Origin of the sequence: Sinomonas cyclohexanicum, assembly GCF_020886775.1 — a bacterium.
Taxonomy (GTDB): domain Bacteria; phylum Actinomycetota; class Actinomycetes; order Actinomycetales; family Micrococcaceae; genus Sinomonas; species Sinomonas cyclohexanicum.
Window position 1 is genome coordinate 1,050,201 of record NZ_AP024525.1, and the last position, 26,831, is coordinate 1,077,031.

Below are 26,831 nucleotides of genomic sequence, written 5' to 3' on the forward strand. Positions count from 1 at the left end.
TTTCAGTTGCCGCGGTTCGTCGCGGCCAGGTAGGGCTCGCCGAGCTCGTCGATGGGGGTGCGGGCCGTCTCGCGGGAGCTCACGACGGCGATCACCGCGGCGAGCGCGCAGGCCGCGCCGAAGACGGCCACCGGGACCCAGCCGGCGGGGCCCGAGGTCATGAGCAGGCCGCCGATCATCGGCCCGAAGCCGGCCACGAGCAGGCCGAGCTGGTTGCCCAGCGCCATGCCGGAGTAGCGGACCGGGGCCGCGAAGAGCTCGGCGAAGAAGCCCGGCCAGACGCCGTTGAAGCCCGAGTAGAGGACGGTCATGAAAGCGAAGCTCACGAGGAACACGAGGACGAGGTTGCCGGTGCCGAGCGCCCAGAAGTACGCGAACAGTGCTGCCGTGCTCCCGACCATTGCGGTGATCATGAGCGGCTTGCGGCCGATCCTGTCGGAGAGCGCGGCGACGGTGGGCATCACCAGCATCGACAGGCCGATCGTCACGGCGTTGATCGTGAGGATCGCGCCCTTGTCGAGGCCCCCATGGGCCGTCGCGTAGGAGAGGCCGAAGACCGTGAAGATGGTCTGCATGACCGAGAAGATGGACATGAACAGGACGCGCACCACGTCCGCCGCCTGGTAGCGCAGCACCTGGCCGAGAGGTAGCTTGCGGGCTGTTCCCGCGGCGCGCGTCTCGTCCTTCGTCTCCTCGAAGACCGGCGTCTCTTCCAGATGAGTGCGGACCCAGTAGGCGATGGCGAGGACCACGACCGAGCACCAGAACGGCACGCGCCAGCCCCAGGCCATGAGGTCGGCCTTCGGCAGGGCCGTGATGGGGACGAACACGAGGGTCGCGAGGACCATGCCGGACGCGTAGCCGGCCATGACGAACGAGGTGAAGAAGCCCCGGCGACCCTCCGGAGAGTGCTCGAGCGTGAGCGTCGAGGCGCCCGCGGACTCGGCGCCGGCCGAGAAGCCCTGCAGGAGGCGGCCGAGGGTCAGGAGCACGGGGGCGAGGAGTCCCACCGAGTCGTATGTCGGGAGGAAGCCGATGCCGAGGGAGGCCAGGCCCATGAGCGAGAGCGTCACGAGGAGCACGTTGCGCCGGCCGAGGCGGTCGCCGAAGTGGCCCATGACCATCCCGCCGAGCGGGCGGGCCACGTACGCTACGCCGAACGTCGCGAACGCGGCGACGAGCCCCGCGGTCGGATTGTCGGCCGGGAAGAACAGCGACGGGAACACGAGCGCCGCGGCCGTGCCGTAGATGAAGAAGTCGTAGTACTCGAGCGTGGAGCCGAGGAACGAGGCGAGGGCCGCCTTGCCCGGGGTCTTGCGGTGGTTGCCGGCACCGGCGGAGTCGGCGGACGACGCCGCGTGGCCGGCCTGGGTGGTACGAGCGACACTGCTCATGGGGTGTCCTTGGGGATCTCGAAGTCGACGGAGAGGATCTGCTCGCTGTTCGGGAAGGAGTACTCCTTCAGCGGTTCGTGCAGGGGATGGGTGTTGTACACCTCGATGTCGGCCACGGACTCGAAGTCCGCGACGATCGCGTAGTCGAAGGCCCGCTCGGAGCGGATCGCGTCGGGCCCGTGCGTGAGGGCGATCAGCCCGGGGATGTTGCCGCGCATGCGGTCCAGCCCCGAGGTCCAGGCCTCGCGCTGGTCGGCCGGGAAGTCCGGCTTGAACTTGAACAGGACGGCGTGGCGGATCATCGGGCGGCCTCCGCGAGCACTGGCTCCGCGAGGTCGGTGAGCTCAGCCGCCGAGGCGGCGGCAGCACCGTCGTCGTACCCCGCGGCTTGCCCTGCGATCGTGCGGCCGGCGAGGTAGCCCATGGTCATGAGCGGGCCGAGGGTCGCGCCGGCGCCGGGGTAGCCCGCGGCGTAGGCGCTCTCGGTCGCGTTGCCCACGGCGAACAGGCCTGCGATCGGTGCGCCGTCGACGTCGAGCACCCGCGCGGCGCCGTCGGTCGCGATGCCGCCGTTCGTGCCGAACGCGCCGTTGACCACCTCGAGGGCGTAGAACGGGCCTTGCTCGAGCGGGCCGAGGGACGGGTTCGGCCAGACGTTGTCGGCGTCGCCCCAGTACTTGTCGTAGGCGGTCTGTCCGCGGTGGAAGTCGGGGTCCTCGCCTGTGACGGCGAACGCGTTGAAGCGCTCGACGGTCGCGACGAGGTTCTCCGCCGGGACGCCGATCTTCGCCGCGAGCTCGGGCAGGGTCGCGCCCTCGATGAGGTAGTCCGGGGTCGGCTCGCCCGCGCGGTGGGACAGGACCCCGTACCGCTCGAGGTAGGACTGGTCGAAGACCACGTGCGCCGGCGTGTTGAGCGTCGTGTTGGCAGGGGAGTCCCACGACTGCAGGCAGCGGGCCAGGTCGTTGTAGTTCTGGGACTCGTTCGCGAAGCGCTTCCCGTGCCGGTTGACCATGATCGAGCCCGGGCCCTGGCGCTCGAAGCGCAGGAGCGTGCCGATCGGCCTGCCGTCGCGGGTATCGCCGGTGATGGACATGGGCGCCCACCATGCCTCGCGGGTGCCGCGGGTCTGGGCGCCGATCCGCTGCGCCATGCGCAGGCCGTCGCCCTCGTTGGTGGGCGGGGAGCACATCGTGTAGAGGCGGCTCGCGAGCATCGAGTCGGCCAGTGAGTGGTCCCACTCGAATCCGCCGGTCGCGATGACCACGGCCTCCGTCGCGTCGATCCGCTCGCCGGACGCGAGCACGACGCCGGTGACGCGCCCGCCGTCGTCGGCCCCCTGACCGCTGTAGATGAGCCGTTCGCCGCGGGCCTCGACGGCCACGTGCGCGCCCTCGCGGATCGCGGCAGCGAGCAGCATGGCGACGAGCGCGCGGCCCTTCGCGACGAGTCCCGCCTTGGCCCGGGCGTCGAGCTCGTCCCAGGGGAACCGGGTGAAGGCGCCCCAGTCCTCGTATTCCTGCATCGTGAAAGGCGCGCGGCCGTCGGAGCGGACGCGGTCGGCGAGGTCGCCGAGCAGGTCGGCGATGTTGGCCAGCTCGGGCTCGATCGTGCGGCCCCCGTCCACTGCGCCCGGGAGGTCCTGGCGGTAGTCGGGGAAGTTGTCGAGGTAGATGAACGTGACGCCGAGCTCGTGCTCGAGGAAGCGCAGCATGGAGTCGCCGCGGGTCACGGCGGCGGCGAGGAGCTCCTCGCGGGCGCGGCCCCGCGAGACGGCACGGACGTACTCGAGCGCGGCGTCCGCCGTGTCCTCGAAGCCCGCCTCGCGGGCGTGGTGGTTCGCGGCGATCCAGAGCATGCCGCCGGAGATGGCGCTCGTGCCCCCGAGGAGGCTCGCCTTCTCGAGGACGACGACGGACTTGCCGGCGCGCGCCGCGGTGGCCGCTGCGGTGAGGGCTCCCGCGCCCGAGCCGAGCACGACGACGTCGTACGTGCTGCGTGGGGTTCCAACGAGGTATTCCATGATGACTCTCCTTCGAGCCGGATGAACTGGCTGGAATCGAGAGTCCCATCGGAGGATGTCTCGCGGATCACACCTTCCCGATGATCGGGAAGTTTCCTCGCATCGAGCGCGCGGATGTCCGAGCGCGTCCGACGGTCGGACCCAGTGGGTTGTCATCGCTGCGGTCGCCGTCGGATCCTTGGACGGACGGCGGATCGGAGGTGCGAGGCAGTGGTGGCAGGACCGGGCCCTGACGCCTCAGAGGATCCAGTGCGTCGAGACCTGCTCTGGATCGCCGAGGACTTCGGGCTCATCGTCGGCACGGTGCAGGCGTCCGAGTTGGGCGCGCCGACCCGGGGGACGCGGTGGACGAACCGTCAGCTGCTGTTTCACATGGTGCTCGGCCAGAACATCGCGCTCACGTCCATTCCGCTCTTCGGGGCGTTCTCGCGGCTGCCGCCGGCTGCCTCGCGTGCCTGGAGTGCGGCACTGGAGGCCTGCACCGGCCCGTACGACTGGGTGAACTGGGCCGGGGCGGTGGCCGGGGCGCGCGTCCTCGGGGTCGGCGCGATGGGGCGCATGATGGACCGGACCACGCGGGTGATCGTCAACTGGTACGACCGTGCCGGCCCCGGGGCGCTGGCACGGGGCATGTCCGTGCCGCCGTCGTGGGACCCCTACTTCTCCGACTGGATGGACCGCAGGGGCATCCTCGAGTGGGCGCCGAAGCACTACCGGCACCACCGCGGCCAGCTGACCCTGTCCACCCTGCCGGACTGAGCGCCCTCCGCTCGCCGCCGGCCGGGTGGGCGGTGGTCAGCGTGCTCCCGCCCCTGTTCGGCCGTGCTGGAGGCCCGTCGGGAAGCCGATCGACACTGGGACGGGCGCCGGACCGCCGCAGCAGGATCCGCCGCCGTCGCCTGCGCCGAACGCGGCGTCGGTCGAGCAGACCCCGGTCGCGGGGAGCTCCAGCTCGACGGCGTTGGCTGCCTCGGTATCGCCGGCGAGGGCTGCGGCGACGGAGCGGACCTGCTCGTAGCCTGTGGCCATGAGGAAGGTCGGGGCACGACCGTAGGACTTCATCCCGACGACGTAGAAGCCCTCCTCCGGATGGGAGAGGACGCTTGCACCGTGGGGCTCGACGGTCCCGCAGGAGTGGAAGTCGGGGTCGATGAGCGGGCCGAGCTTCCGCGGCGCGTCCACGGCGGGGTCGAGGTCGAGGCGCAGCTCGGACAGGATCGAGAGGTCGGGGCGGAACCCTGTGGCGGGGACCAGCCGGTCGACGACGAGGGCCCGGCCGTCGTCGGAGCGCACCCGGAGCGCGGGCCCGTCGAGGGGTTCGAGGCGCTCGGTGCGGAAGCCGGTGATGAGCTGCACCGCGCCGGAGTCGACGGCCTCGTGCAGGCGGGTGCCGAGCTGGCCGCGGGCGGGGAGCTCGTCGTCGGCCCCGCCGCCGTAGGCCCGCACCGGGGAGCCTGCCCGAATGGCCCAGAGGACTTCCGTACCCGGGGTCGTCCGCGCGAGCTCGGCCAGTGCCAGCACCGTGTTGGCGGCGGAGTGGCCGGCCCCGATGACGAGGGTGCGGCGCCCGGGGAACCCATCGCCGGTGACATCGGGGAGCGGGCTGGTGAGGAAGCCGGCCGATTCTGCGGCGTCCTCGCCGATGGCGGACAGGCCGGACGTGCCCAGCGGTGCCCGCGTCTGCCAGGTGCCGGAGGCGTCGACCACCGCCGCTGCCAGGACCTCATGCTCCGTGCCGTCCGGGGCCGTGTAACGGAGCAGGAACGGCGCAGCCTCCCGGCCGATGCTCCGCCCCTTGTCCAGGCCCCGGCGGGTGACCGCGGTGACGCGCGCACCGAGGATGATCCGGTCCGCGAGCTCGTCCGTGGCGGCGAGGGGCCCGAGGTAGTCCGAGACGATATCGGCCGCGAGCGGGAGGGCTTCGGGCTCTGGCGCCTGCCAGTGGTGCCTCTCGAGGAGGCGGACCGCGGCGGCGTCGAGGTTGTAGCGCCACGGCGAAAAGACCCGGACGTGGCCCCACTCCCTCATGGATGCCCCGACGGCGTGCCCCGCCTCCAGGATGAGCGGCTCCAGGCCGCGCTCGAGGAGGTGGGCGGCTGCGGCGAGGCCGACCGGTCCGGCGCCGATGACGGCGACAGGGAGGGGGGAGGTGCTCATGGGGGCCTCGCTATGATCGACGGATATCAATGAATTGATGCTCATCGATGCATCGACAGATGTCAATACGTATGGGATGCTGGTCCGATGAACGTCCCTGCAGTGGCCCCGGTGGAGGCCCCGTGCTGCCTTCCGGGCATCCCCTCCGCCTTGAGCGACGAGGACATCGAGCGGCTCGCGCGCGTGTTCAAGGCCCTAGGGGATCCGGCCCGCGTCCGGTTGCTCTCGCTCATCGCGGGAGCGGAGTCGGGGGAGAGCTGCGTGTGCGACCTCATCGGTCCAGTGGGCCTGTCGCAGGGCACCGTGTCGCACCACATGAAGCTCCTCGCGGAGGCCGGGTTGGTCACCCGCGAGCAGCGTGGCCGATGGGCCTACTATGCCCTTGCCGAGGGCGCCCTCGACGCCGCGGCGACGGCGTTGCGCCGGATGTAGACGGCAGGTCAGGCCGGTTGCGCGCCGGGCTCTGTGAGGGCGGCAAGCCGGTCGATGCCCACCGGCTCCTGGGGCAGGAGGGGCAGGAGGGCGATCCGGTCCGCGAGCTCCTGTACCCGCGCGATCTGGGGAGCCTCGCTGCCTGCACGTGCGCGGAGGAAGGCAGACTCGGGACGGGCGGCGGCGATCGAGCCGTTGACCACCCATGCCCACGGATGGATCCCGGCCCGTTCGAGGTCCTGCTGGAGCGCGGCCGCCTCGAGCACCGGGGTCGTCTCGGCGAGGGTGATGAGGACGACCTTCGTCTGGGCGGGGTCCCGCAGGCGCATGAGCGGGGTGATGTAGCCAGCGCCGCCCTCGCCCATCTGCCGGCTCACGTCCCGGTGGTACGAGCCCGCCGCGTCCAGGAGCAGGAGGGTGTGTCCGGTGGGGGCCGTGTCCATCACGACGAACCTGCGCCGGGCGTCATGCACGGCCCGGGAGAACTGCTGGAACACCGCGACCTCCGCGGTGCACGGGGACTGGAGATCCTCGGCCAGGGCCGCCCTTGCCTCGTCGTCGAGGCCGCGGCCTTTGGTCGCCATGACCCGGGTCCGGTACTGCTCGAGGGCGTCGTCGGGGTCGATCCGGGCGACGGCGAGGCGGTCGGTGCTGCCCGCGAGCGTGATGTCCAGGTGCGCGGCCGGGTCCGTCGTCGTGAGCAGGACCTCGTGGCCGCGCTTGGCGAGGGCGATGGCGACCGCGGCGGCGACTGTCGTCTTCCCCACGCCGCCCTTGCCCATGCACATGACGAGCCCGTGGCCGTCGGCCTCGATCTCGTCCACGAGCGCGGCCAGCGGGGCGGCCGGAACCGGGGCATCCCCTCCCGGCCCTGATGTGGTTGCTGCCGGCGCGGGTGGGTCGAAGAACGTCCGCAGCGACTCGTTGCCCATGATGTTCTCGGCCTTGAGGTCCACCGTGTCCCGTGGCAGCCGGGCGAGCGTGGCAGGGATGGCGGCCATGGCCGCAGCCTCGCGTTCCCGCAGGGCCGCGGCAATCGGTTCGTTGCCGGCGGCCTCGGGAAGGACGCCGTTGACCACGAGGTAGGCGGCGGCCATGCCGATCCCGGAGAGCTCGGCGAAGGTTCGTCCGGCCTCGGTGAGGGCCGAGGCGTGGGGCCGGGCCACCAGCACGAGCCGCGTCCGGTGCGGGTCGGTGAGGGCGCGGACGGCGTCGGCGTAGGTCTGGCGGTGCTTGTCCAGGCCCGACATCGGGCCGAGGCATGAGGCCTGGCCGCCCGCGGCGAGGAAGTCCGTCCAGGAGCCCGGCAGCTGGAGCAGCCGGATGGTGTGGCCGGTGGGCGCGGTGTCGAACAGGACGTGGTCGTACGCGCCGTAGGCCGCGTCGTCGGTGAGGAGGCCGGTGAACTCGTCGAAGGCCGCAACCTCCGTCGTGCACGAGCCCGACAGGCCCTCGACGATGCCCGCGACCTCCGCTTCGGACAGGACGCCGCGCACGGGGGCCACGAGGCGCTCGCGGTAGGCCTCAGCGGCCTGTTCGGGGTCGATCTCCAGGGCCGAGAGGCCAGGGACCGCTGGGATCTGGGTGATCGTGTTGCCGATGGCCAGCCCGAAGACCTGGCCGATGTTGGAGGCCGGGTCGGTGCTGACCAGCAGCACCCGCATCCCGGCCCCGGCCAGCTGAACCGCGGCGGCACACGCCACGGAGGTCTTGCCGACGCCCCCCTTGCCGGTGAAGAAGAGGAACCGGGGAGGGTTCTGGAGGAATCGCATCATGGTCTCTATCCTCGGCCCCGCATGGAAGTCCTCGAAGGTGTTGAGAAGGCGTTGATCAGCGCCCCGCCGGAAGGAGTTCGGCGATGAGGTTCTCGACGCGGGCCTTGATGTCGTCGCGGATGGGGCGGACGGAGTCGACGCCCTTGCCTGCAGGGTCCTCGAGCTCCCAGTCTTCATAGCGCTTGCCGGGGAAGATCGGGCAGGTGTCGCCGCAGCCCATGGTGATGACGACGTCGGAGTTCTTGACAGCATTTGTGGTCAGGATCTTCGGCCTCTCGGCGCGGATGTCGATGCCTTCCTCGAGCATTGCTTCGACCGCGGCGGGGTTGACGCTCTCGGCGGGGGCGGATCCGGCCGAGCGGACCTCGATGCGCCCACCGGAGAGGTGGTTCAGGTAGGCGGCGGCCATCTGGGACCGGCCGGCGTTGTGGATGCAGACGAACAGGACGGAGGGCTTGTCGTTCATGAGAGGACCTCTCGGTCGGCGGCCTCAGCGGCACGGGTGGTGATGGACGGGTAGAGGAAGCGGACGAGGAGGAGCCCGAGGGCCCCGCCGACCAGCTGGGCCAGGACGAACCCCGGCGCCGAGGCCGGGGCGATCCCGGCGAACGTGTCGGTGACGGTGCGGGCGATGGTCACCGCGGGATTGGCGAAGCTGGTCGAGCTCGTGAACCAGTAGGCGGCGGCGATGTACCCGCCCACGGCGAACGCGACCCGATCGGCCCTGCCCGAGCGGACCGTGCCGAAGACGACCAGCAGCAGGCCTACGGTCGCGATGACCTCTCCCAGCCATAGCCCGGGGCCGCTGCGCTCATGCCCGGAGACCGACACCGCATTCAGTCCGAACATCAGGTTTGCGAGCACGGTCCCGGCCAGGCCCCCGAGTAGCTGGGCCGCGACTAGTGCCCCGGCGGTCCGCCAGTCCACGAGGCCGAGGGCCTTCTCGACCAGGGTCACGACAGGGTTGAAGGAGGCCGAGACGGGCTGGAGCGCGACGATCAGGGCCACGAGCGCGGCTCCGGTAGCGAGGCTGTTCTCCAGCAGCGCGAGGCCCGAGTCCGCCGGGGAGAGCCGCGAGGCCATGATGCCCGACCCGACCACCGCGATGACGAGGAAGGCCGTGCCGACGAATTCCGCCGCAGCGCGACGCGCCGTCGGGCTCACTTCCATTCCAAGAACCATCACACGCATGTACTCATGTCTCTCTGTTTCCGTGAACGGCAGCGAAGGCGGCCGACCCCTGGGCAACCCCTTGCGGTGCGGCGTCACCAGCTTGCGTCAACCGGATCGCCTCAGTCAAACTTGACTCAATGAGTGTTGAGTCAAGTTCGCTGGAGGGCCGCGCGATGGTGCATGCGGCCCTCGGCGAGCCCGCGCGCCTGCGGATTGTTGACCTCCTCGGGCTCGGGGACCGGTCTCCCGCCGAGCTGCAGGCTGAGCTCGGCATGGCGTCCAACCTTCTCTCGCATCATCTGCGAACCCTCGAGGAGGCGGGCGTGGTCAGCCGTCACCGCTCGGAGGCGGACCGCCGGCGCAGCTACGTCAAGCTCGAGCGGGACGGGTTGGCCGGGCTGCTCCCGGCCGCCACGGTCCAGGTGCCCCGCGTCCTCTTCGTGTGCTACGCCAATTCGGCCCGCAGCCAGCTTGCCGAGGCGCTCTGGAGGCGTGCGAGCCCCGTGCCCTCCGTGTCAGCGGGAACCCATCCGGCCGCGGGTCTCGCCCCTGGCGCCCGCGATGTCGCGGCACGCCATGGGCTCGACCTCGCGGGATCCCGGCCCGAGGAGCTTTCTCAGGTGGCCAGACTGGGGGACCTGCTGGTCGCAGTCTGCGATCGGGCACACGAGGAGCTCCCCGTCTCGGACCGGCTCCACTGGTCCGTGCCGGATCCCGTCGCCATCGGGACGCCGGCGGCCTTCGAGGCGGCGTTCAGCGAGCTCTCCGAACGGGTCAGGGACCTCTCGGGACGCGTCGCGGCCGCATAGGGGAGGCCGAGCTGCGGACACGCCCAATGCCGGGCGCACGAGAGCCCGGCTCGACCTGCTCGACTTCGAACGGCAGCTGGAGGACGCCGATCAGGCCGGTCGGCGTAAAGCAGGACGAGTAGAAGCAGCTGTCAGACTCGGCTACCACCGATTCGGGAAGGGTGCTCAAGTGCTGCCAAGCTATGCGCACTGTCACCGCCATCACGATTCCCAGCATAGGATCATGAAGTATGGCCCCTAAGAATGAACCGGAATCAGATACCGACGTTGAGGGCGGCCAGTCCGGCGGAGTGCAGTCCGTGGAGCGTGCGCTGACTGTCCTGGAGATCCTGGCGCGGGAAGGGCACGCGGGCGTAAGTGAGATCGCCGAGGAGATGGGGATCCACAAGTCCACCGTCTCTCGGCTGATGGGGTCACTGGTAAGCCGTGGGATGGTCCACCAGAACAGCGAACGCGGCAAGTACCAGCTCGGGTTTGGGATCCTCCGTCTGGCCAGCTCCATTCCAGGGCGGCTGAGTCTGGTCCACGAGGCACGGCCTGTGCTGGAGAGCCTCGCCGAAGAGTTCAAGGAAACGGTCAACCTCGCCGTCCTGCGGTCCAACTATGCCGTCAATGTGGACCAAGCCATGGGCCCCTCCACACTGGCAACGTATGACTGGGTGGGAAGCCTGACGCCGCTGCACGCCACCTCCAGCGGGAAGGTGCTCTTGGCTGCCTTGGGTGCTGATGAACGGGACCGTATCCTGAACGAGACCGGACTGAAGGCCCGCACGGCCAAGACCATCACCAGCCGGAAAGAACTGGATGCACAGCTGCTCGAAGTGGGTGCCAAAGGGTACGCGGTAGTGCGGGAGGAGTTCGAGATCGGCCTGAATGCAGTGGCGGTGCCCGTCTACAACCATCAGGGCGAAGTAACGGGCGCCATCAGCATTTCGGGGCCCGCGTTCCGATTCGACCCCGAGAAGATCCCCGGCCTGCTGGAAACGCTCACGGAGGCCGGACTCAAGGTCAGCGCCAACATGGGCTACACGCGGCGCTAGGACCATCGATGGCCCCGGATCCAAAATGGCTCAGTGCCATTTGCTGTTTTCTTGCGTTTGAGGGTCAGCGCGCGCTGGAACGCACCGGCCCGGTGCTCGGTGGGAACTAGGACACCGCCCGTGTCCTAGGTCTTGGAGGCCGTACCCAGCTCGGAGCGCTGGACGCGTCGAAGTCCTGCATGCTGACCCGGTTGAAAGCGGCAAGGACGCGGAGACGTCCTTGCCGCTTTCAACCACCGATCGTGGGCACGACCAGAACTCGGCGCCGTGGCCCAAGAAGTACTGCGCCGCAAGGCCATCGGCGAACTCCGCCAGGACCTCGGTCAGCTGGTGCGCCTCGTCGTGGCGGTGGCGGTCTGCACCGTCGCGGTCCTCGCCTGCCGTTCAGCTGGCAGCCACGGTATACCCGGCCCGGCGGAGCCCGGCCGTCGCCTCTTGCCTGCGGAGTCTCAGAACGCGTCCTTCATAGCTTGACAGCGAGGGTGGCCTACGTCACGCTTGTTGCACATGCTGATTGTTGTTGCGTAGGGCGCGCGTTCGTCGAAAGGGCCAGATATGGGTTCGCTCCAAGCATCACCCGCAAGGCCCCTTCTCGCGCCCCGCCGTTCCTCCGGAACGCGCAACTTCACCTCCAGACGACGCCGGCTGCCTCCACCCACTCCGTAGTCGCCCGAAAGCCGCACTTACCCAGCCCTCCCGGGAGGAACTAATGACTGCTCAAGTGAACGTGCCCCTCAATTCGCGCGGAAAACTCGCTTCGACCTTGCCTGCAGAGAAGCTCGCGGAAATCGCCGCGCTGTTTGAGTTCCGGCGTCAGGGATATTCACTCGATGCCCCCTTCTACACCGACCCGACGCTCTTCAAGATCGACATGGAGGCCATCTTCGGCCAGCACTGGATCTTTGCCGGTAGCGTTGCCGAACTGCCGGAGCCGGGCGACTACATCACGGTCGACTACGGCCCCTACTCCCTGATTGTGCTGCGCACCGACGAGGGTGACGTCAATGTCCTGCACAATGTCTGCCGCCACCGCGGTGCACGTGTCCTGACCGAAGCTGCCGGTTCCACCGGAAACCTCGTCTGTGGCTACCACTCCTGGACTTACTCGCCCGAGGGCAACCTGATCCACGCCTCCGCTCCCGGTGAAGCGAAGTTCGATAAGAACTGCTTCGCCCTCAAGCGTGCCCACAGCCGCGAGGTCGCCGGACTCATCTTCGTCTGCATTGCTGACGAACCGCCCGCAGACTTCGACGAGACCTCGAAGATCTTCGAGCCCTACCTCGCACCCCATGACCTGTCCAAGACGAAGATCGCCTACCAGCAGAACATCATCGAAGAGGGCAACTGGAAGCTCGTCATGGAGAACAACCGTGAGTGCTACCACTGCGACGGGCACCCGGAACTCGCCTGCTCGCTCTTCCCCACCTGGGGCCTGACCGAGGGACTGATCCCGGCCCACCTTGAAGAGGTATGGGACCGCAACAAGGAAGCCCAGTCCTCGCTCGAGGAGCGGTGCCGCCGGTACGGCCTGCCCTACGAGGTGGTTGAGGAACTCGACACCCGCATCGCCGGTATCCGCATCTCACGCGAGTCCCTGGACGGCGAAGGCGAATCATTCTCGGCCGACGGCCGCAGGCTCTCCAAGAAGCTGCTTGGCGACCTGCCGGACTTCCGCCTGGGCCGCTGCTCGATGCACCTGCAGCCCAACAGCTGGTTCCACTTCCTGGGCGACCACGTCATCACCTTCGGCGTCTTCCCCATCAACGAGCACCAGTCCCTGGTCCGCACCACCTGGCTGGTGGCTGACGACGCCGAGGAAGGCGTTGACTACGACCTCGAGAAGCTCACCTACACCTGGAAGCAGACCAACCTGCAGGACAAGGCGTTCGTGGAGCTGTGCCAGCAGGGCGCTGCCAGCCCCGCGTACGAGCCCGGCCCCTACATGAAGAGCGAATACCAAGTAGAGGCATTCATCAACTGGTACGTCCAGCGTGTACAGGAGCACTTGGCATGACGGACGTCCTCACTGAGACACCCATCCGGGGGCCACAACGCATCCGCGGTCTGGAAATGCCGTGGAACAGGGTGATGGGCAGCATCGAAGGACCTGCCAGCGCTGCGCGTGCCCTAGGCCCGTGGCATCCCCAGGAGTTCATGGCCGAATGTGTGGAGACCGTTCCCGAGGCAGGCGGCATGATGACATTCGTGTTCCGCCGCCGCGACGGTGCGCCCCTGGCGTTCCGTGCGGGCCAGTACGTGAACGTCGCGTTTCCCGTAAACGGCGAGGACCAGGATCCAGTAGACCGCAGCTACTCGCTGTCCAGTTCGCCCACCCAGCCGTGGACCTTCAGCATCAGCGTGAAGCGCGACAATACGGGACTTGTTTCACCGTGGGTGCATGAGAACGTCAGGCCCGGCACCGTCTTGGACATGCTCGGACCGGTCGGGGCGTTCCATCTGCCGGATGCCGATCGGCGCGCGCGGTACCTCTTCCTGGCCGCCGGCGCGGGCATCACCCCCATCATGTCCATGGTGCGGACCATCCACTCCCTGCCGGGACATGCCAATGTTGTGGTGCTCTACCACGGCGCGGAAGCCGGCGGCTTTGCCTTCCGCCAGGAACTGGACTACATCGCATCCGTGGACTCGCGCGTCGAGGTCTTCTACTCCCTGGGCGACCGCAGCAGGCCCGACGGGTGGGAAGGGCTCAGCGGAAGGCTGACCGCCGCCATGATCGATCAGGTTGCTCCGGATGCAAACGGCCGCCAAGTGTATGCCTGCGGCCCCGAGGGTTACCTGAACAGCGCCACGGAACTCCTCAAGAAGGTGGGCGTCGACGACACCTCCATCTACATGGAGTTCTTCTCGGGTGATCGCCAGACCATCCTCGAGTACCAGGCTGAGCTCGCCCTCGCGGCGGACATCGCAGACGAGATTGCAGAGGAGATCGCCAACTCCGCTGAGGACTACTACGAAAGCCAGCCCAGCCCGTTCGGGCTCTATGAGCCCGGCTACGACGAGGATGGAACCCTGCAGGCCACGGGGCTGCCGCTCGAAACCGCCAACCCGGACGCGCCGACCCCCGGAGGCAGTTCGGACGCGGAGCCAGAGGCGGGAACCCCCGATGCCTCGAGCTTCGACACGGTCGGAACGGGAAGTCTCACCCTGTCCTTCATGCGCACCGGCATCAACGTGCGGATCGATCCCGACCAACACATCCTCGAGGTGGCGCGGCGGGCGGGCGTCAGGATCGGCGCTAACTGCAAGGAGGGCATGTGCGGCTCGTGCAAGGTCGTCAAGCTTTCCGGGGAGGTCGAGATGAACCACCAAGGCGGGATCCGCAAACGTGAGATCGACGCAGGCAAATTCCTTCCCTGCTGTTCCACAGCCCGCACCGACATGGTCATCGACGCCTAAACGCTCCCCTGGGGCGGCGCGCCGCCGCCCCACCATGATTCACCACCAGCGACAACGAAACTCACAGAAGGACTGATGAACACCTTGCCTGCTATGAGGGCAACTGGTCATCATTCTGATATATGAGTTTTCGTTTCTGGATATACCTAGAAGGAGGAGGGGCATGACCCTCACCGAACGAGCACCTGCCACGGCTGTCCGTCCCGAGCTCAAGGACGAGCACGGCCAGAAGTTCGTGCTGACCCTGTCCTGCCGGGAGCAGGCAGGAATCGTGCAGGCAGTGACCACATTCCTGTTCGAGCGCGGCTTCAACATCGAGGAGCACCAGCAGTTCGACGACAGCCTGCGCGAGACGCTGCACCTGCGCACCGCGTTCTCGGGATCCCCCAGCTATACCCCCGCCATGCTCGAAGAAGAGTTCGGGGGCATCGCGCAGCGGTTCGACATGAAATTCAGCTTCCACGACCAGACCCAGCAGCGTGTTCTGGTCATGGTCTCCAAGTTCGGCCACTGCCTCAACGACCTCATCTTCCGCTGGCGCGGCGGCAGCCTGGGCGGCGAGCTGGTCCTGGTGGTTTCCAACCACGAGACCCACCGCGCCATGGCCGAGGCTGCGGGCCTGCCATTCATCCACATCCCGGTCACCCCGGACACCAAGGCTGACGCCGAATGCCGCCTTCTGGAGCTCGTGGATGAATACGACGTCGATCTGGTTGTCCTTGCCCGATACATGCAGGTGCTCTCAAACGATCTCTGCCGTTCTCTGGAAGGCCGTGCGATTAACATCCACCACTCCTTCCTCCCCGGCTTCAAGGGTGCCAAGCCCTACCACCAGGCCCACGCACGCGGCGTGAAGCTCATCGGTGCCACAGCGCACTACGTCACAGCCGACCTGGACGAGGGCCCGATCATCGAGCAGGAAGTCATCCGGGTGGACCACAGCTACGGCCCCTCGGCCCTGTCCACTGTCGGGCAGGACGCCGAGGCACTCGCCCTGTCCCGCGCCGTCCGCTGGCACTGCCAGCACCGCGTCCTGCTGGACGAGACCAGCACCGTGGTGTTCCGGTAGCCGGTACCTCCGGCACAGACATTCATTCGTAGAGCAGCAGGAGAACCTCATGGAATCAACGCCCCGCATTGTCATCATCGGAGCTGGCATCGTCGGCACCAACCTCGCGGACGAACTCGTCACGAAGGGGTGGAACAACATCACGGTGCTGGACCAAGGCCCTCTGAACATGCCGGGCGGTTCCACGTCCCACGCCCCCGGCCTGGTCTTCCAGACCAACCCCTCCAAGTCCATGGCACTGTTCGCCAAGTACACCGTGCAGAAGCTCCTGTCCCTCACAGAGGACGGTGTCAGCTGCTTCAACCAGGTGGGCGGGCTGGAAGTAGCCACCACCGAAACCCGCCTCGCGGATCTGAAGCGCAAGCTCGGCTACGCCTCCTCATGGGGCATTGAGGGCTCCATCCTCTCCCCCGCTGAATGCAAGGAGCTCTACCCCCTCATCAATGAGGACGAGATCCTCGGCGGCCTCCACGTTCCCAGCGACGGCCTGGCCAGCGCCGCCCGCGCGGTCCAACTGCTGATCAAGCGCACCGAGGCGGCCGGCGTGAAGTACATCGGCAACACCGAAGTGACCGGCATCGAGCAGTCCGGCCGCCGGGTCACCGGTGTCCAGACGCCCGACGGCGTGATCCCGGCTGACATCGTCGTCTCCTGCGCCGGATTCTGGGGCGCAAAGGTCGGCGAGCTGATCGGCATGTCCGTGCCGCTGCTGCCCCTGGCCCACCAGTACGTCAAGACCACCCCGGTTCCGGCACAGCAGGGCAAGAACGAGCTGCCCAACGGTGCGCGGCTGCCCATCCTCCGCCATCAGGACCAGGACCTCTACTACCGCGAGCACGGCGACCGCTACGGCATCGGTTCCTACGCCCACAAACCCATGCCTGTGGACCTGGACGAGCTCGGCAGCTTCAAGCCGACCGAAATCAACGAACACAACATGCCCTCCCGCCTGGACTTCACCCTCGAGGACTTCCTCCCGGCCTGGGAGGCTACCAAGCAGATTCTGCCCGCCCTGCGCGAGAGCGAGATCGAGGACGGCTTCAACGGCATCTTCTCCTTCACCCCCGACGGCGGCTCGCTCGTGGGCGAGTCCAAGGAACTGGACGGCTTCTTCGTGGCCGAGGCCGTCTGGGTCACTCACTCCGCCGGTATCGCCCGGGCCGTGGCCGAACTGCTGGTGGACGGCAAGTCCTCGATCGACCTGGGCGACTGCGACATCCACCGTTTCGAGGAAGTGCAGCTGACCCCCGAGTACGTCAGCGAAACCTCGCAGCAGAACTTCGTGGAAATCTACGACGTCCTGCACCCGCTGCAGCCCAAGCTCTCCCCGCGCAACCTGCGCGTCAGCCCCTTCCACGCCCGCCACCAGCAGCTGGGCGGCTTCTTCCTCGAAGGCGGCGGCTGGGAGCGGCCCTACTGGTTCGAGGCCAACGCCGAACTGCTCAAGGAACTGCCCGCAGACTGGCAGCCGCCGGCTCGCGATTCCTGGTCCGGCATGTTCAGCTCCCCCATTGCCGCGGCCGAGGCATGGAAGACGCGTACTGCCGTCGCCATGTACGACATGACCCCCCTCAAGCGCCTGGAGATCTCCGGACCCGGCGCACTGAGGCTGCTGCAGGAACTGACTACCGGGGACCTGGACAAGAAGCCCGGAGCCGTCACTTACACGCTCCTGCTGGATGACCAGGGCGGCGTCCGAAGCGACATCACCGTGGCCCGTCTGGATGAGCAGACCTTCCAGCTCGGCGCCAACGGCAACATCGACACCGCCTACTTCGAGCGGGCAGCCCGCCACCAGACCGAAGGCGGCAGCGCCGGGGACTGGGTCCAGGTGCGCGACACCACCGGCGGCACCTGCTGCATCGGCCTCTGGGGTCCGCTCGCCCGGGAGGTGGTCGGCGCGGTCAGCAGCGACGACTTCTCCAACGACGGCCTGAAGTACTTCCGGTCCAAGAGGGTTGTCATCGGCGGCGTCCCGGTCACAGCCATGCGCCTGTCCTACGTCGGTGAACTGGGCTGGGAGCTGTACACCAGCGCCGACAACGGCCAGCGTCTCTGGGATGCGCTGTGGAAGGCCGGCCAGCCCTTCGGCATCATCGCAGCGGGCCGCGCAGCATTCAGCTCGCTCCGCCTGGAGAAGGGCTACCGTTCCTGGGGCTCCGACATGACCACTGAGCACGACCCCTTCGAGGCTGGCCTCGGTTTCGCAGTGAAGATGGCCAAGGCCGACTTCGTGGGCAAAGCAGCCTTGGAGGGCCGCACCGAGGAGAACTCCGCGCGGCGCCTGCGCTGCCTCACGGTCGACGACGGCCGCAGCCTCGTGCTGGGCAAGGAACCGGTGTTCTACAAGGACCAGGCGGTGGGTTACGTCACCAGTGCCGCCTACGGCTACTCCGTCCGCAAGCCCATTGCCTACTCCTACCTGCCCGCCGAAGTCTCAGTCGGCGATTCGGTGGAGATCGAGTACTTCGGCCGCCGCATCATGGCCACCGTGACCCAGGATCCCCTGTACGACCCCACCATGTCCCGGCTGCGCGGCTGAGCATGACGGAACAGCACGCGAACAGGGCGGCGCCGTCCGGCGCCGGGTCGATCGGCACCGAGACCATCGGCAGCTACCTCGCACGGCTCGCCTCCCGGCGACCCACGCCGGGAGGCGGGGCGGCGGCCGCACTCCATGCCGCGCAAGGGGCGGCCCTGGTGGCCATGGTGGCCCGCTACACCACCGGCCCCAAGTACGGGGAGCATGCGGCACTGGTGGAGCGGACCACGAAGGTGGCCGATGAGCTCGCGTCGGAGGCACTGCGCCTGGCCGACTCCGATGAACGGGTCTTCCAAGCGGTCATCGACGCGTACCGGCTTCCCTCTGACACCGAGGGGCTCAAGGCTGCCAAAGTGTCAGCCATCCAGGCTGCGCTGGTGCAGGCGGCACAGACCCCCGCACAGCTGGTCAAGGTGGCCGGTGAAGTGGTGGACCTCGCAACCGGACTGGCCGACGTCGCCAACCCGAATGTCATCAGCGACGTGGCGGCAGCAGCAGATGCGGCACGTGCCGCCGCCACCACGGCACGGGTCAACATCGACATCAACGTCGTGGCCATCAAGGACCAGTCGGTGCGGTCGCTGCTTAAAGAGCAGACAGACGGCATAGAGGAAGAGGTCGTGGCGGCGGCGGACGCCCTTGTGGCGCGGGTACGGGAAAGGATCCTGCAGTGAGCGCCCAGTCGCTCTCCGGAAAGGAACTGGCCGCGGACATCCGGCGCCGCGCCCGGGAACAGGGCCGGGACCTCGGGCAGGACGGAATCCACCCTGCTCTGGCCGTGGTCATCGCCACGGACGACGGGTCGACCCACTGGTACGCCCGTTCCATCGAGCGCGCCGCGGAGGCTGCCGGGATCCGCTGCCGCGTCATCGACCTCGGGCACGATGCAACGGAGCCGGCACTGGCCGCCGTCCTGCGCGATCTGGGTGCCGAACCGTCGGTGCATGGCATCATCCTGCAGACGCCGCTTCCGGCCGGCGTCCGCACCGATGTCCTGGTGGGCCTGATCCCGCCTGAAAAGGACATCGACGGGGCGAACCCGCTGAGCCTTGGCCGCCTGGCCGTGGGGCAACCTGCCTTCGCGCCTGCCACAGCCCGGTCCGTCGTCGAGATCCTTGAGCATTACCGCATCCCGGTGGCCGGGCGCCGCGCTGTGGTTGTAGGCCGCTCGGCAGTGGTGGGAAAGCCGCTGGCCCTCCTGCTCCTGGAACACGATGCTGCCGTCACGGTGTGCCATTCACGCTCTGGGCCGCTGGAGAACCACACGGCTGGGGCTGACATCGTGGTGGTCGCGGCGGGAAGGACCGGCCTGCTCAACGGCAGCCATGTCTCTTCCTCTTCCGTAGTCATCGATGTGGGCACCAACGTCCTGGCCGACGGCTCGCTGGTGGGGGACGTGGACGCGGACAGCATCCGAGGGGTTGCAGCTGCGCTCAGCCCTGTTCCGGGTGGCGTCGGCTCCGTGACGACGGCGTTGCTGCTACTCCACACCGTGGAGGCCGCACGGCGCCAAGCGACCCCTCTGCCCGAGTATGTCAACCAGGATGAGGACCACGATGAGGGCTTGATTCGGGACCAGGACGGGGTGCTGTGCCAGTGACTCGCACAGGCCGTGCTCTTGACATTGGGTGTGAGCTAGCGCACGATTTGTTGCACAAAGCGAACGTTGTTGATCATCACGGAACAGAGCTGACCCGGATGTACTCCTCCCCCCGGGGACCCTACCCGTGATGCGCTTGGAAACAGACAACGAATTCCTGATGGCCGATCAAAGAGCAGCCCTCTCTCGCGTATCGGCCGCACAGCATTATCAGCCTCCATGCGGCAGCGCCAATCACCAAAGGAAACTGTCAATGACTGTCAAAGGTGGCAGCACCATCGATCAAAGCAGTGAGGAGCGCCGGAACCTGGGGACGACGCCGAAGTCATCTCCCGCGTCCTGCGCCGGCAGCGGTTTGCGCTGAAGCCAGAAGGGACGAATCTCAGTGATCAATTCGAGCAAGACGACGGCCTCCGTCGACACCTCCATTCCACAAGAGACCAGCACCAAGTTCAAACGCCGCTTCATGATACGGCTTGTCGCCGTCTTCATCGGCGGGATGTTCCTCGACGGCTACATCCTCGGAATCATCGGCCCCGTCACCGGACCCATGCGGTCGGATCTCCAGCTCAACGACCTATCGCTGGGCATGATCGCTGCAGGCCCGCTGGCTGGTATCTTCGTCGGCTCCCCGCTGGCTGGCTGGGCTACTGACAAGTTCGGACGCAAGCCCATGTTCCTCGTGGACATGGGCCTGTTCCTGATCGCCTCAGCGGCCCAGTTCTTCGTAACCTCCGGAGACGGCGCCGTGATCCAGCTGGCCCTCATCCGGTTCTTCATGGGCGTCGCGATCGGAGGCGAGTACTCCATCGGTGGGCCACTGCTATCAGAGTTCTCCCCTCCAAAGCTCCGCGGTCGGTTGCTCGGGCTGACCTTGATCGCCTGGTACGTCGGTTTCATGATGGCATTCATCATCGGCACGCTCCTGCACGACGCCGGCACCCCATGGCGCCTCGTGATCGGCTCGAGCACGATACTCGCCTTGGTCCTGTTCCTCGCCCGCATGGGTCTCCCCGAATCGCCGAGCTGGCTCGTGACAAAGGGACGGCGTGAGGAAGCACTCGCGATCGCGCGCAGGTACGTTGAATCGCCCCAGATGCACAACAGCATCACCGAAGAGATCGATCTGAGGATGATCCAGGAGGCCCAAGCCGCGCAGAGCCGGACCAAGATCAAGAGCGCCTCCGTCGCAATGCTGTTCTCGAGGCAGCACTGGCGCACCACCCTCTTCACCTCAGGTTTCTGGTTCTGCGCCGTGACTCCATACTTCGCGATCGCGACCTTCGCCGACGACGTACTGAGCAAATTCGGCTTCAGCGGCGGCTGGGCCGGTGGAGTGGGCCTGTCCGCACTTGCGACCGCGGGCGTTGTCACCACCGTGCTTCTGATTGACAAGCTCGGCCGCCGAATCCTCACCGTGCCCGGGCAGTGGATCTGCACAGGGATCCTGCTGGTCATCGGACTCTGGACGAACGCGCCGGCGATCCTCGTGCTCGTCCTGTTCCTCGCCTTCTCCTACTTCAATGCCGGCTACACCACGCTGACCCAGGTCTATCCGGCCGAGGTGTTCCCCGGCCACCTGCGCGGGATCGGCATGGGCTTCGCCGCGGCCTTCAGCCGCATTGGAGCCGCACTCGGCACCTTCGCCTTGCCATGGGCAATCGCCAACATCGGCATGGGCCCGAGCATGGTCGCAGCCGCCGTCGTCGCAATGCTCGGCGCAGCCCTCTCGCAATGGCTCGCGCCTGAGACGAAGGGGCGAACCCTCGCCGAGATCTCAGCAAATTTCTCCCACTGACACCGGGACTGCACGGTCGAATCGAGGCAGAGCCAAGGCCGCCGGGTAACCGGGTAACCTAACCCAACATATAAGAGGCCTTCGCCGCCACAGCGGCGGAGGCCTCTTGTATGCGTCCGGCACGCCTGAGCCGGAAGCGGCCCGAACTCGGTCATGTCTCTCCTTCTGCAAGGGGTGCCCAATACTCACAAGGCGGCCTCGTCACAGCGTCCTAGAACGGTCCTGTGGGGGTTCCTCGCAGGGCCGTAGGGTGGTTCATAGGCTCCGGCGGATCGCGTCCCGGAGGGTCCCGTCCCACCCGAGGGCGCGGGAGATGCCTCGGGCGGCCGTCTGGAGGGCCGTGATCGAGGTCTGGAGCGGGCCGCCCGCACGTGGGATCACGACGCTGAGCCCCGCGATCGCGGTCCCCTCGGCGTTGAAGATCGGCACCGCGACGCCCGTGGACTCGGGCACGATCGTACCCGCCATAACGCTGTAACCCATGCGGCGGACCTCGGCTAGCTTGCGGCGCAGCTCGTCGGGGTCGATCGTGGTCGTGTCGGTGTACCTCTTGAGGCGCCGGTGCAGCAGGATCTCCTGGTCCTCTGCCGGGCCGAAAGCCGTGAGCACGAGGCCGGTCGACGTCGCGTGGATGGGGAGGCGCCCTGCCACCCTGGTGATGTTGATCGTCGACTCGTTCGAGCCGATGCGCTCGATGTAGAGGACCTCGTTCTTCTCGAGGATCCCGAGGACGGTGTGGTGCCCGACCACGGCCTGGACGTCCTCCATGAACGGGAGCGCAGCCTCGCGAAGGCCCAGTACTTTGGACCCCCGGGACACGAGCTCCCACAGCCGGGTCCCGAGGCGGAGCCGGCGTCCATCCCGGTCCAGGAGGGACTCGGCGAGCAGCTCATCGAAGATCCGGTAGGCCGTGCTCGTGGGCAAGTCCGCCCGGCGTGCGAGCTCGGCGGCGCTCAGGGTGCGGTGCTCGCCGTCGAACGCCTCGATGATCCGCACGATGCGGTGCACCATCGAATCGCCCGACGGCGAGTTGGCCATGCGTCAGTAGTCCCGCGCGGTGGTCTGCTCGGGCTCGGCGCCGAGCATGAAGTGCCGGCCGGCGATGGTCGTGGGGGTCACCTCGACGTACACGCTCTTGACGGTGGGCAGCCAGGTCTCGACGCCCACGGCCTCGGCCTCGGCGATCTCGTCGGAGTGCTCGAGCACCCGGGCGGTCCCCTTGATGACCACGCTCCACGCCTCGTCCTGCAGGATGCCGTCCGCCTCGAACGCGACCTGGGGGTGGATGGTGAGCTCCGCGAGCTTTGTGCCGGGCGTCGTCTTCAGGTACAGCTTGCTGCCCGAGGCCTTGAAGTTGATCGGCACGATGTCCAGCTCGCCCGCTGCGGCCGTGGCGAGCCGCCCGTGGCGCGCGTTGTCCAGGAGCGCCCAGCTCTCGGCGTCTGTGAGGACGCGGATCGGCTCGTCGTTGTGGTGGTCGAACAGCATCGTGTTCCCCTCTCTTCCCGGCCACTCGGCCGGACATCTGGCAGTGGAGGTCGCCGTCAGAGGACGGCCCCGAGGACCTCGTTGAAGGCCTCGGACGAGGATGGGTGGGTGTACATGCGGTCCCGCAGCGCGGTGTAGGGCAGCCCGTGGTCCATCGCGAGCGAGACGAGGTTGATGATCTCCTGCGAGTCGACGCAGAAGAGGGCGGCCCCGAGGACGGCGTCGGTCCTCCTGTCGACGACCACCTTGATCAGTCCGCGCGGGTCACGGACGATCTTGGGCCGCGGCATCGCCGCGATCTTGGCAACCTCCTTCGACGCTACGCCCACGTCCCAGCCGCGCTCGGCGGCCTGCTCGCGCGCCTGGCCCTCGGTCAGCCCCACCCGCGAGAACGGCGGGGTGACGAACGTGGTGGTCGGGATGGTGTTCCGGTCCGTGGTGGTCCGCTCCGGGCCGCCGAGGACCTGCGAGAGCACGATCCGGTGGTCGTCGAGCGAGACATAGGTGTGCTGCGGGCCGCCGTTGACGTCGCCGAGCGCCCACACGTCCGGCGCGGTGGTGCGCAGGCGTTCATCGACGACGACGGCGCCCCGCCCGTCGGTCTCGACCCCCGCCTTGTCGAGTCCAAGCCCCTCGGTCGCGGGCCTGCGTCCGAGCGCCAGCAGGACGGCGTCGGCCTCCACCGTGACCGGCCCCGCGCCCGAGGCGACGCTCACGTGCAGCGGCGAGGACCCGCCGTCGTGCGTGCCCGTCTTCTGGCCCTCTGCGTCTCCGACGCCTGTCACCTCGGCGCCCTGGAGGAACCGCACGCCGTCGCCCGCAAGGACCGAGGCGACGGCCTCGGCGACATCCCGGTCCTCGTGCTTGAGCGGGACGGGGGAGCGGTCCACCACGGTGACGTCGGAGCCGAAGGCTGCGTACATCGAGGCGAACTCGTACGCGATGTATCCGCCGCCCACGATCATGAGCCGCGCCGGCAGGTTGGACTCCGAGATCAGGTCGGTCGAGACGTGGACGCGGGGGCTCAGGACCTGGCCGCCCTCGGCGAGGCCGGGGATGTCCGGGACCACGGGCAGCGATCCCGTGTTGATGTAGAAGCGCTCGGCCGTGAGCTCGCGCTCGTCGCTGCCGGCGGTCAGGCGCACGCGCTTGGGCGCGACGAACTCGGCGCGGGCGGTGATCGCCGTCACGGTATCGATCGAGTCGAGCATCGAGTAGTTCACGCCGCGCAGCGTGGCGGTGAGCTGGTCCTTCTGCGCGATCGAGTCCGTGTAGTGGGCGGCATCTTCGCCGTCATGGCCGAGGTGGGCCGAATAGACGAGGGCCTTGGTGGGCACGCACCCGATGTTGATGCACGTTCCCCCGTACATCGCCTCGGACTGTTCGATCATCGCGACGCGGCGTCCCGCTCGGCCGAGGACTCCGGCGAGCGTCTTGCCGCCTTTGCCCCAGCCGACGAACACGTCGTCGAACTCAAGAACGTCCATGGATGCCACCGCTTCCGTGAGGAGTTGCTCCCATCCTATCCACGCGGCAAATCATCAGCTCGGGGATACACAGCGGTCACATGAGGGGCATAGCATCGCCACGCGGGGTCGCACGCGGCCCGGCCAACGTGAGGGAGAGCGCATGAGACTCAGTCCGCGTGAGCAGGAGAAGCTCATGATCGTCGTGGCCGCCGACCTGGCCCGCCGGAGGCAGGCCCGCGGGGTCCGGCTCAACTACCCCGAGGCGGTCGCGATCATCAGCTACGAGCTCATCGAGGGCGCCCGGGACGGGCGCAGCGTCGCCGAGCTCATGAGCTGGGGCGCCACGATCCTCACGCGCGACGACGTCATGGAGGGGGTCCCGGAGATGATCCACGACGTGCAGATTGAGGCCACCTTCCCCGACGGCACGAAGCTCGTGACCGTCCACGAGCCGATCCGCTAGGAGCCAGCCATGGCAGCGTCCCCCCAGGGGCACGTCCCCGCACAGGTCATTCCCGGGCAGATCCTTCCCGCCGAGGGCGAGATCATCCTCAACGCGGGCAGGCCGGTCATCGAGCTCGATGTCACCAACACCGGCGACCGGCCGGTGCAGGTCGGCTCCCATTACCACTTCGCCGAGGTCAACCGGGCGCTCGACTTCGACCGCGGTGCGGCGCGCGGGCTCCGGCTCGACATCCCCGCCGGCACGGCGGTGCGCTTCGAGCCCGGCGACCGCAAGGCCGTTCGGCTCGTCCCGCTCGGGGGCGCCCGGGAGGTCTATGGGCTCCGCAGCCAGGTCGACGGCCCCCTCGACGCCGAGAAGGGGTCCCGTGACGCCGAGGTCGGGTCCGGGCTCCCCAACCGGGCCATCCCGCGTGCCCAGTACGCCCAGCTCTACGGCCCCACCACCGGCGACAGGGTGCGCCTCGGCGACACGGACCTCTTCGCCGAAGTCGAGCATGACCTCACGGTCTACGGCGAGGAGGTCGTGTTCGGCGGGGGCAAGGTCCTGCGGGACGGCATGGGCCAGAACGGCCGCGTGACGCGGGGCGGCAGCCCCGACACGGCCGTGCCCGACACCGTCATCACGAACGCCCTCATCATCGACTGCACAGGCATCTACAAGGCGGACGTCGCGATCAGGGACGGCCACATCCAGGCCATCGGCAAGGCGGGGAACCCGCTGATCCAGGACGGCGTGGACATCGTCGTGGGGGCCTCGACCGAGGTCGTCGCAGGGGAGCGCAAGATCCTCACGGCCGGCGGGATCGACACGCACATCCACTTCATCTCTCCCGACCAGGTCCCGACGGCGCTCGCCTCGGGCATCACGACGATGATCGGCGGCGGCACAGGCCCGGCCGAGGGCACGAAGGCCACGACGGTGACGCCGGGCGCGTGGCACATCGAGCGCATGCTCGAGGCCGTGGAGGGCCTGCCGATGAACTTCGGCTTCCTCGGCAAGGGCCACGCGTCGAGCACCGCGCCGCTCGCGGAGCAGATCGAGGCGGGGGCGATCGGGCTCAAGGTCCACGAGGACTGGGGCGCGACCCACGCCTCGATCGACATGGCCCTGCGTGTGGCCGACGAGTACGACGTGCAGGTCGCGATCCACACGGACACGCTCAACGAGTGCGGCTTCCTCGAGGACACGGTTGCCGCGATTGCCGGCCGGGTCATCCACACGTTCCACACCGAGGGCGCGGGCGGCGGCCACGCACCGGACATCATCGCGATCGCCGCGCACCCGAACGTGCTGCCCGCCTCGACCAACCCGACGCTGCCGTTCACGCAGAACACCGCCGAGGAGCACCTCGACATGCTCATGGTGTGCCATCACCTCAGCCCGGCGATCCCCGAGGACGTCGCGTTCGCCGACTCGCGCATCCGGCCCGAGACGATCGCCGCCGAGGACGTCCTGCATGACCTCGGCGTCTTCTCGATCACGTCCTCCGACTCGCAGGCCATGGGCCGCGTCGGGGAGGTCGTCACCCGCACGTGGCAGCTCGCCGATGCGATGAAGGCCCGCCGCGGGGTGCTCACGCCGGATCCCTCGCCAGGCGAGGCAGCGCACGACGGCGAGCGCGCGCCGTCGTCCGGCGCCTCGCCTGCCGCGGGACTCGCCGACAACTTCAGGATCAAGCGCTACGTCTCGAAGTACACCATCAACCCGGCGATCGCGCAGGGCATTGCCGACTCGGTCGGCTCGGTCGAGGTGGGCAAGTTCGCCGACCTCGTCCTGTGGGACCCGGCGTTCTTCGGCGTCAAGCCGGACCTCGTGATCAAGGGCGGGGTCATCGCGAACTCCGTCATGGGCGACTCGAACGGGTCCATCCCGACCCCGCAGCCGCAGACGCTGCGGATGGCATGGGCGTCCCACGGGCGCAGCACCCAGTCCAGCTCGATCACCTTCCTCTCGAAGGCGGCGATCGAGGCCGGCGTCCCGGAGCGGCTCGGACTGCGCAAGCAGATCCGCGCCGTGGGCGGCATCCGGCACCTGACCAAGGCGGACCTGCCGTTCAACGGCGCCACCCCGCGGCTCGAGGTCGACCCGCAGACGTACGAGGTCCGCGTGGACGGCGAGCTCGCCACGTGCGAGCCCGCCGAAGTCCTCCCGCTCGCGCAGCGCTACTTCCTGTTCTAGG

23 protein-coding genes are annotated in these 26,831 nt (G+C 68.2%); 13 read left to right on the forward strand and 10 right to left on the reverse strand.

Annotation, left to right across the window (positions count from 1 at the left end):
* Positions 1 to 2 precede the first annotated feature (2 nt).
* Genes SCMU_RS04955 through chcC1 form a run of 3 tightly spaced genes read right to left on the reverse strand, consistent with a single transcriptional unit; the run spans position 3 to position 3,417 of the window.
* The gene (locus tag SCMU_RS04955) at positions 3 to 1,394 is read right to left on the reverse strand and encodes an MFS transporter (protein ID WP_229231920.1); all 1,392 of its coding nucleotides are present in this window, start codon (positions 1,392 to 1,394) and stop codon (positions 3 to 5) included.
* Positions 1,391 to 1,696 (reverse strand): Dabb family protein, encoded by a 306-nt coding sequence (locus tag SCMU_RS04960; protein ID WP_229231921.1) that lies wholly within the window; start codon positions 1,694 to 1,696, stop codon positions 1,391 to 1,393. Before SCMU_RS04960 ends, SCMU_RS04955 begins: the two co-directional genes overlap by 4 nt.
* Positions 1,693 to 3,417 carry a 4-oxocyclohexanecarboxylate 2-dehydrogenase gene (gene chcC1 / locus SCMU_RS04965; protein ID WP_229231922.1) on the reverse strand — a complete coding sequence of 575 codons (1,725 nt, stop codon included), beginning with the start codon at positions 3,415 to 3,417 and terminating at the stop codon, positions 1,693 to 1,695. Before chcC1 ends, SCMU_RS04960 begins: the two co-directional genes overlap by 4 nt.
* Positions 3,418 to 3,666: 249 nt before the next feature.
* On the opposite strand from chcC1, the gene SCMU_RS04970 reads away from it, so the two are divergent.
* The gene (locus SCMU_RS04970; protein WP_229231923.1) at positions 3,667 to 4,176 is read left to right on the forward strand and encodes a DinB family protein; all 510 of its coding nucleotides are present in this window, start codon (positions 3,667 to 3,669) and stop codon (positions 4,174 to 4,176) included.
* A gap of 36 nt (positions 4,177 to 4,212) precedes the next feature.
* Here SCMU_RS04970 and SCMU_RS04975 read toward each other — a convergent pair whose 3' ends face one another.
* Positions 4,213 to 5,574 carry an FAD-dependent oxidoreductase gene (locus tag SCMU_RS04975; protein ID WP_229231924.1) on the reverse strand — a complete coding sequence of 454 codons (1,362 nt, stop codon included), beginning with the start codon at positions 5,572 to 5,574 and terminating at the stop codon, positions 4,213 to 4,215.
* Between the two features lie 87 nt (positions 5,575 to 5,661).
* Between SCMU_RS04975 and SCMU_RS04980 the strand changes: the two genes are divergently transcribed.
* Complete coding sequence (locus SCMU_RS04980; RefSeq protein ID WP_229231925.1) at positions 5,662 to 6,006, forward strand: ArsR/SmtB family transcription factor; 345 nt, start codon at positions 5,662 to 5,664, stop codon at positions 6,004 to 6,006.
* Positions 6,007 to 6,014: 8 nt separating this feature from the next.
* Here SCMU_RS04980 and arsA read toward each other — a convergent pair whose 3' ends face one another.
* The 3 genes from arsA to SCMU_RS04995 are packed head-to-tail and all read right to left on the reverse strand — an operon-like array spanning position 6,015 to position 8,951.
* Positions 6,015 to 7,781, reverse strand: a complete 1,767-nt coding sequence (gene arsA, locus SCMU_RS04985) for an arsenical pump-driving ATPase (RefSeq protein WP_443020218.1) — start codon at positions 7,779 to 7,781, stop codon at positions 6,015 to 6,017.
* A gap of 55 nt (positions 7,782 to 7,836) precedes the next feature.
* A complete protein-coding gene (locus SCMU_RS04990; RefSeq protein WP_229231926.1) occupies positions 7,837 to 8,247 on the reverse strand; it encodes an arsenate reductase ArsC in 411 nt (136 codons plus the stop codon).
* The gene (locus SCMU_RS04995) at positions 8,244 to 8,951 is read right to left on the reverse strand and encodes an aquaporin (protein ID WP_229231927.1); all 708 of its coding nucleotides are present in this window, start codon (positions 8,949 to 8,951) and stop codon (positions 8,244 to 8,246) included. Before SCMU_RS04995 ends, SCMU_RS04990 begins: the two co-directional genes overlap by 4 nt.
* Before the next feature lie 140 nt (positions 8,952 to 9,091).
* On the opposite strand from SCMU_RS04995, the gene SCMU_RS05000 reads away from it, so the two are divergent.
* From SCMU_RS05000 to SCMU_RS05040, 9 genes are all read left to right on the forward strand, one after another.
* The gene (locus tag SCMU_RS05000) at positions 9,092 to 9,763 is read left to right on the forward strand and encodes an arsenate reductase/protein-tyrosine-phosphatase family protein (protein ID WP_229231928.1); all 672 of its coding nucleotides are present in this window, start codon (positions 9,092 to 9,094) and stop codon (positions 9,761 to 9,763) included.
* Positions 9,764 to 9,993: 230 nt separating this feature from the next.
* Positions 9,994 to 10,803, forward strand: a complete 810-nt coding sequence (locus SCMU_RS05005; RefSeq protein WP_229231929.1) for an IclR family transcriptional regulator — start codon at positions 9,994 to 9,996, stop codon at positions 10,801 to 10,803.
* 709 nt (positions 10,804 to 11,512) lie between these two features.
* On the forward strand, positions 11,513 to 12,817 hold the full coding sequence (locus tag SCMU_RS05010; protein WP_443020219.1) for an aromatic ring-hydroxylating oxygenase subunit alpha: 1,305 nt from the start codon (positions 11,513 to 11,515) through the stop codon (positions 12,815 to 12,817).
* On the forward strand, positions 12,814 to 14,220 hold the full coding sequence (locus tag SCMU_RS05015; RefSeq protein WP_229231931.1) for a ferredoxin reductase: 1,407 nt from the start codon (positions 12,814 to 12,816) through the stop codon (positions 14,218 to 14,220). The genes SCMU_RS05010 and SCMU_RS05015 overlap by 4 nt, the downstream gene beginning before the upstream one ends.
* Before the next feature lie 163 nt (positions 14,221 to 14,383).
* Positions 14,384 to 15,289, forward strand: a complete 906-nt coding sequence (purU, locus tag SCMU_RS05020) for a formyltetrahydrofolate deformylase (RefSeq protein WP_229231932.1) — start codon at positions 14,384 to 14,386, stop codon at positions 15,287 to 15,289.
* A 49-nt stretch (positions 15,290 to 15,338) separates the two neighbouring features.
* A complete protein-coding gene (locus SCMU_RS05025) occupies positions 15,339 to 17,831 on the forward strand; it encodes a GcvT family protein (protein ID WP_229231933.1) in 2,493 nt (830 codons plus the stop codon).
* Between the two features lie 2 nt (positions 17,832 to 17,833).
* Positions 17,834 to 18,505 carry a cyclodeaminase/cyclohydrolase family protein gene (locus SCMU_RS05030; protein WP_229231934.1) on the forward strand — a complete coding sequence of 224 codons (672 nt, stop codon included), beginning with the start codon at positions 17,834 to 17,836 and terminating at the stop codon, positions 18,503 to 18,505.
* Positions 18,502 to 19,431 (forward strand): bifunctional 5,10-methylenetetrahydrofolate dehydrogenase/5,10-methenyltetrahydrofolate cyclohydrolase, encoded by a 930-nt coding sequence (locus tag SCMU_RS05035; RefSeq protein ID WP_229231935.1) that lies wholly within the window; start codon positions 18,502 to 18,504, stop codon positions 19,429 to 19,431. The genes SCMU_RS05030 and SCMU_RS05035 overlap by 4 nt, the downstream gene beginning before the upstream one ends.
* Before the next feature lie 385 nt (positions 19,432 to 19,816).
* Positions 19,817 to 21,229 (forward strand): MFS transporter, encoded by a 1,413-nt coding sequence (locus tag SCMU_RS05040; protein ID WP_229231936.1) that lies wholly within the window; start codon positions 19,817 to 19,819, stop codon positions 21,227 to 21,229.
* Between the two features lie 255 nt (positions 21,230 to 21,484).
* Here SCMU_RS05040 and SCMU_RS05045 read toward each other — a convergent pair whose 3' ends face one another.
* Genes SCMU_RS05045 through SCMU_RS05055 form a run of 3 tightly spaced genes read right to left on the reverse strand, consistent with a single transcriptional unit; the run spans position 21,485 to position 24,204 of the window.
* The gene (locus tag SCMU_RS05045; RefSeq protein WP_229231937.1) at positions 21,485 to 22,267 is read right to left on the reverse strand and encodes an IclR family transcriptional regulator; all 783 of its coding nucleotides are present in this window, start codon (positions 22,265 to 22,267) and stop codon (positions 21,485 to 21,487) included.
* Between the two features lie 3 nt (positions 22,268 to 22,270).
* A complete protein-coding gene (locus SCMU_RS05050; protein ID WP_229231938.1) occupies positions 22,271 to 22,717 on the reverse strand; it encodes a pyridoxamine 5'-phosphate oxidase family protein in 447 nt (148 codons plus the stop codon).
* 56 nt (positions 22,718 to 22,773) lie between these two features.
* Entirely contained in the window at positions 22,774 to 24,204 is a 1,431-nt protein-coding gene (locus tag SCMU_RS05055) for an FAD-dependent oxidoreductase (protein ID WP_229231939.1), read from the reverse strand.
* A 142-nt stretch (positions 24,205 to 24,346) separates the two neighbouring features.
* Between SCMU_RS05055 and SCMU_RS05060 the strand changes: the two genes are divergently transcribed.
* Both SCMU_RS05060 and ureC read left to right on the forward strand, forming a co-directional pair.
* A complete protein-coding gene (locus SCMU_RS05060) occupies positions 24,347 to 24,649 on the forward strand; it encodes an urease subunit gamma (protein ID WP_229231940.1) in 303 nt (100 codons plus the stop codon).
* Positions 24,650 to 24,658: 9 nt separating this feature from the next.
* Positions 24,659 to 26,830 carry an urease subunit alpha gene (gene ureC / locus SCMU_RS05065; protein ID WP_229231941.1) on the forward strand — a complete coding sequence of 724 codons (2,172 nt, stop codon included), beginning with the start codon at positions 24,659 to 24,661 and terminating at the stop codon, positions 26,828 to 26,830.
* The last annotated feature ends 1 nt before the right edge of the window (position 26,831 follow it).

Coding starts and splice junctions, on each gene's coding strand:
- SCMU_RS04990 (WP_229231926.1), bottom strand. CDS start 8,247: ATGAACGACAAGCCCTCCGTCCTGTTCGTCTGCATCCACAACGCCGGC.
- SCMU_RS05055 (WP_229231939.1), bottom strand. CDS start 24,204: ATGGACGTTCTTGAGTTCGACGACGTGTTCGTCGGCTGGGGCAAAGGC.
- SCMU_RS05045 (WP_229231937.1), bottom strand. CDS start 22,267: ATGGCCAACTCGCCGTCGGGCGATTCGATGGTGCACCGCATCGTGCGG.
- SCMU_RS05010 (WP_443020219.1), top strand. CDS start 11,513: ATGACTGCTCAAGTGAACGTGCCCCTCAATTCGCGCGGAAAACTCGCT.
- ureC (WP_229231941.1), top strand. CDS start 24,659: ATGGCAGCGTCCCCCCAGGGGCACGTCCCCGCACAGGTCATTCCCGGG.
- SCMU_RS05015 (WP_229231931.1), top strand. CDS start 12,814: ATGACGGACGTCCTCACTGAGACACCCATCCGGGGGCCACAACGCATC.
- SCMU_RS05030 (WP_229231934.1), top strand. CDS start 17,834: ATGACGGAACAGCACGCGAACAGGGCGGCGCCGTCCGGCGCCGGGTCG.
- SCMU_RS04995 (WP_229231927.1), bottom strand. CDS start 8,951: ATGGAAGTGAGCCCGACGGCGCGTCGCGCTGCGGCGGAATTCGTCGGC.
- SCMU_RS05000 (WP_229231928.1), top strand. CDS start 9,092: ATGAGTGTTGAGTCAAGTTCGCTGGAGGGCCGCGCGATGGTGCATGCG.
- SCMU_RS05060 (WP_229231940.1), top strand. CDS start 24,347: ATGAGACTCAGTCCGCGTGAGCAGGAGAAGCTCATGATCGTCGTGGCC.
- SCMU_RS04975 (WP_229231924.1), bottom strand. CDS start 5,574: ATGAGCACCTCCCCCCTCCCTGTCGCCGTCATCGGCGCCGGACCGGTC.
- SCMU_RS04980 (WP_229231925.1), top strand. CDS start 5,662: ATGAACGTCCCTGCAGTGGCCCCGGTGGAGGCCCCGTGCTGCCTTCCG.
- SCMU_RS05005 (WP_229231929.1), top strand. CDS start 9,994: ATGGCCCCTAAGAATGAACCGGAATCAGATACCGACGTTGAGGGCGGC.
- arsA (WP_443020218.1), bottom strand. CDS start 7,781: ATGATGCGATTCCTCCAGAACCCTCCCCGGTTCCTCTTCTTCACCGGC.
- SCMU_RS05025 (WP_229231933.1), top strand. CDS start 15,339: ATGGAATCAACGCCCCGCATTGTCATCATCGGAGCTGGCATCGTCGGC.
- chcC1 (WP_229231922.1), bottom strand. CDS start 3,417: ATGGAATACCTCGTTGGAACCCCACGCAGCACGTACGACGTCGTCGTG.
- purU (WP_229231932.1), top strand. CDS start 14,384: ATGACCCTCACCGAACGAGCACCTGCCACGGCTGTCCGTCCCGAGCTC.
- SCMU_RS05050 (WP_229231938.1), bottom strand. CDS start 22,717: ATGCTGTTCGACCACCACAACGACGAGCCGATCCGCGTCCTCACAGAC.
- SCMU_RS04960 (WP_229231921.1), bottom strand. CDS start 1,696: ATGATCCGCCACGCCGTCCTGTTCAAGTTCAAGCCGGACTTCCCGGCC.
- SCMU_RS04955 (WP_229231920.1), bottom strand. CDS start 1,394: ATGAGCAGTGTCGCTCGTACCACCCAGGCCGGCCACGCGGCGTCGTCC.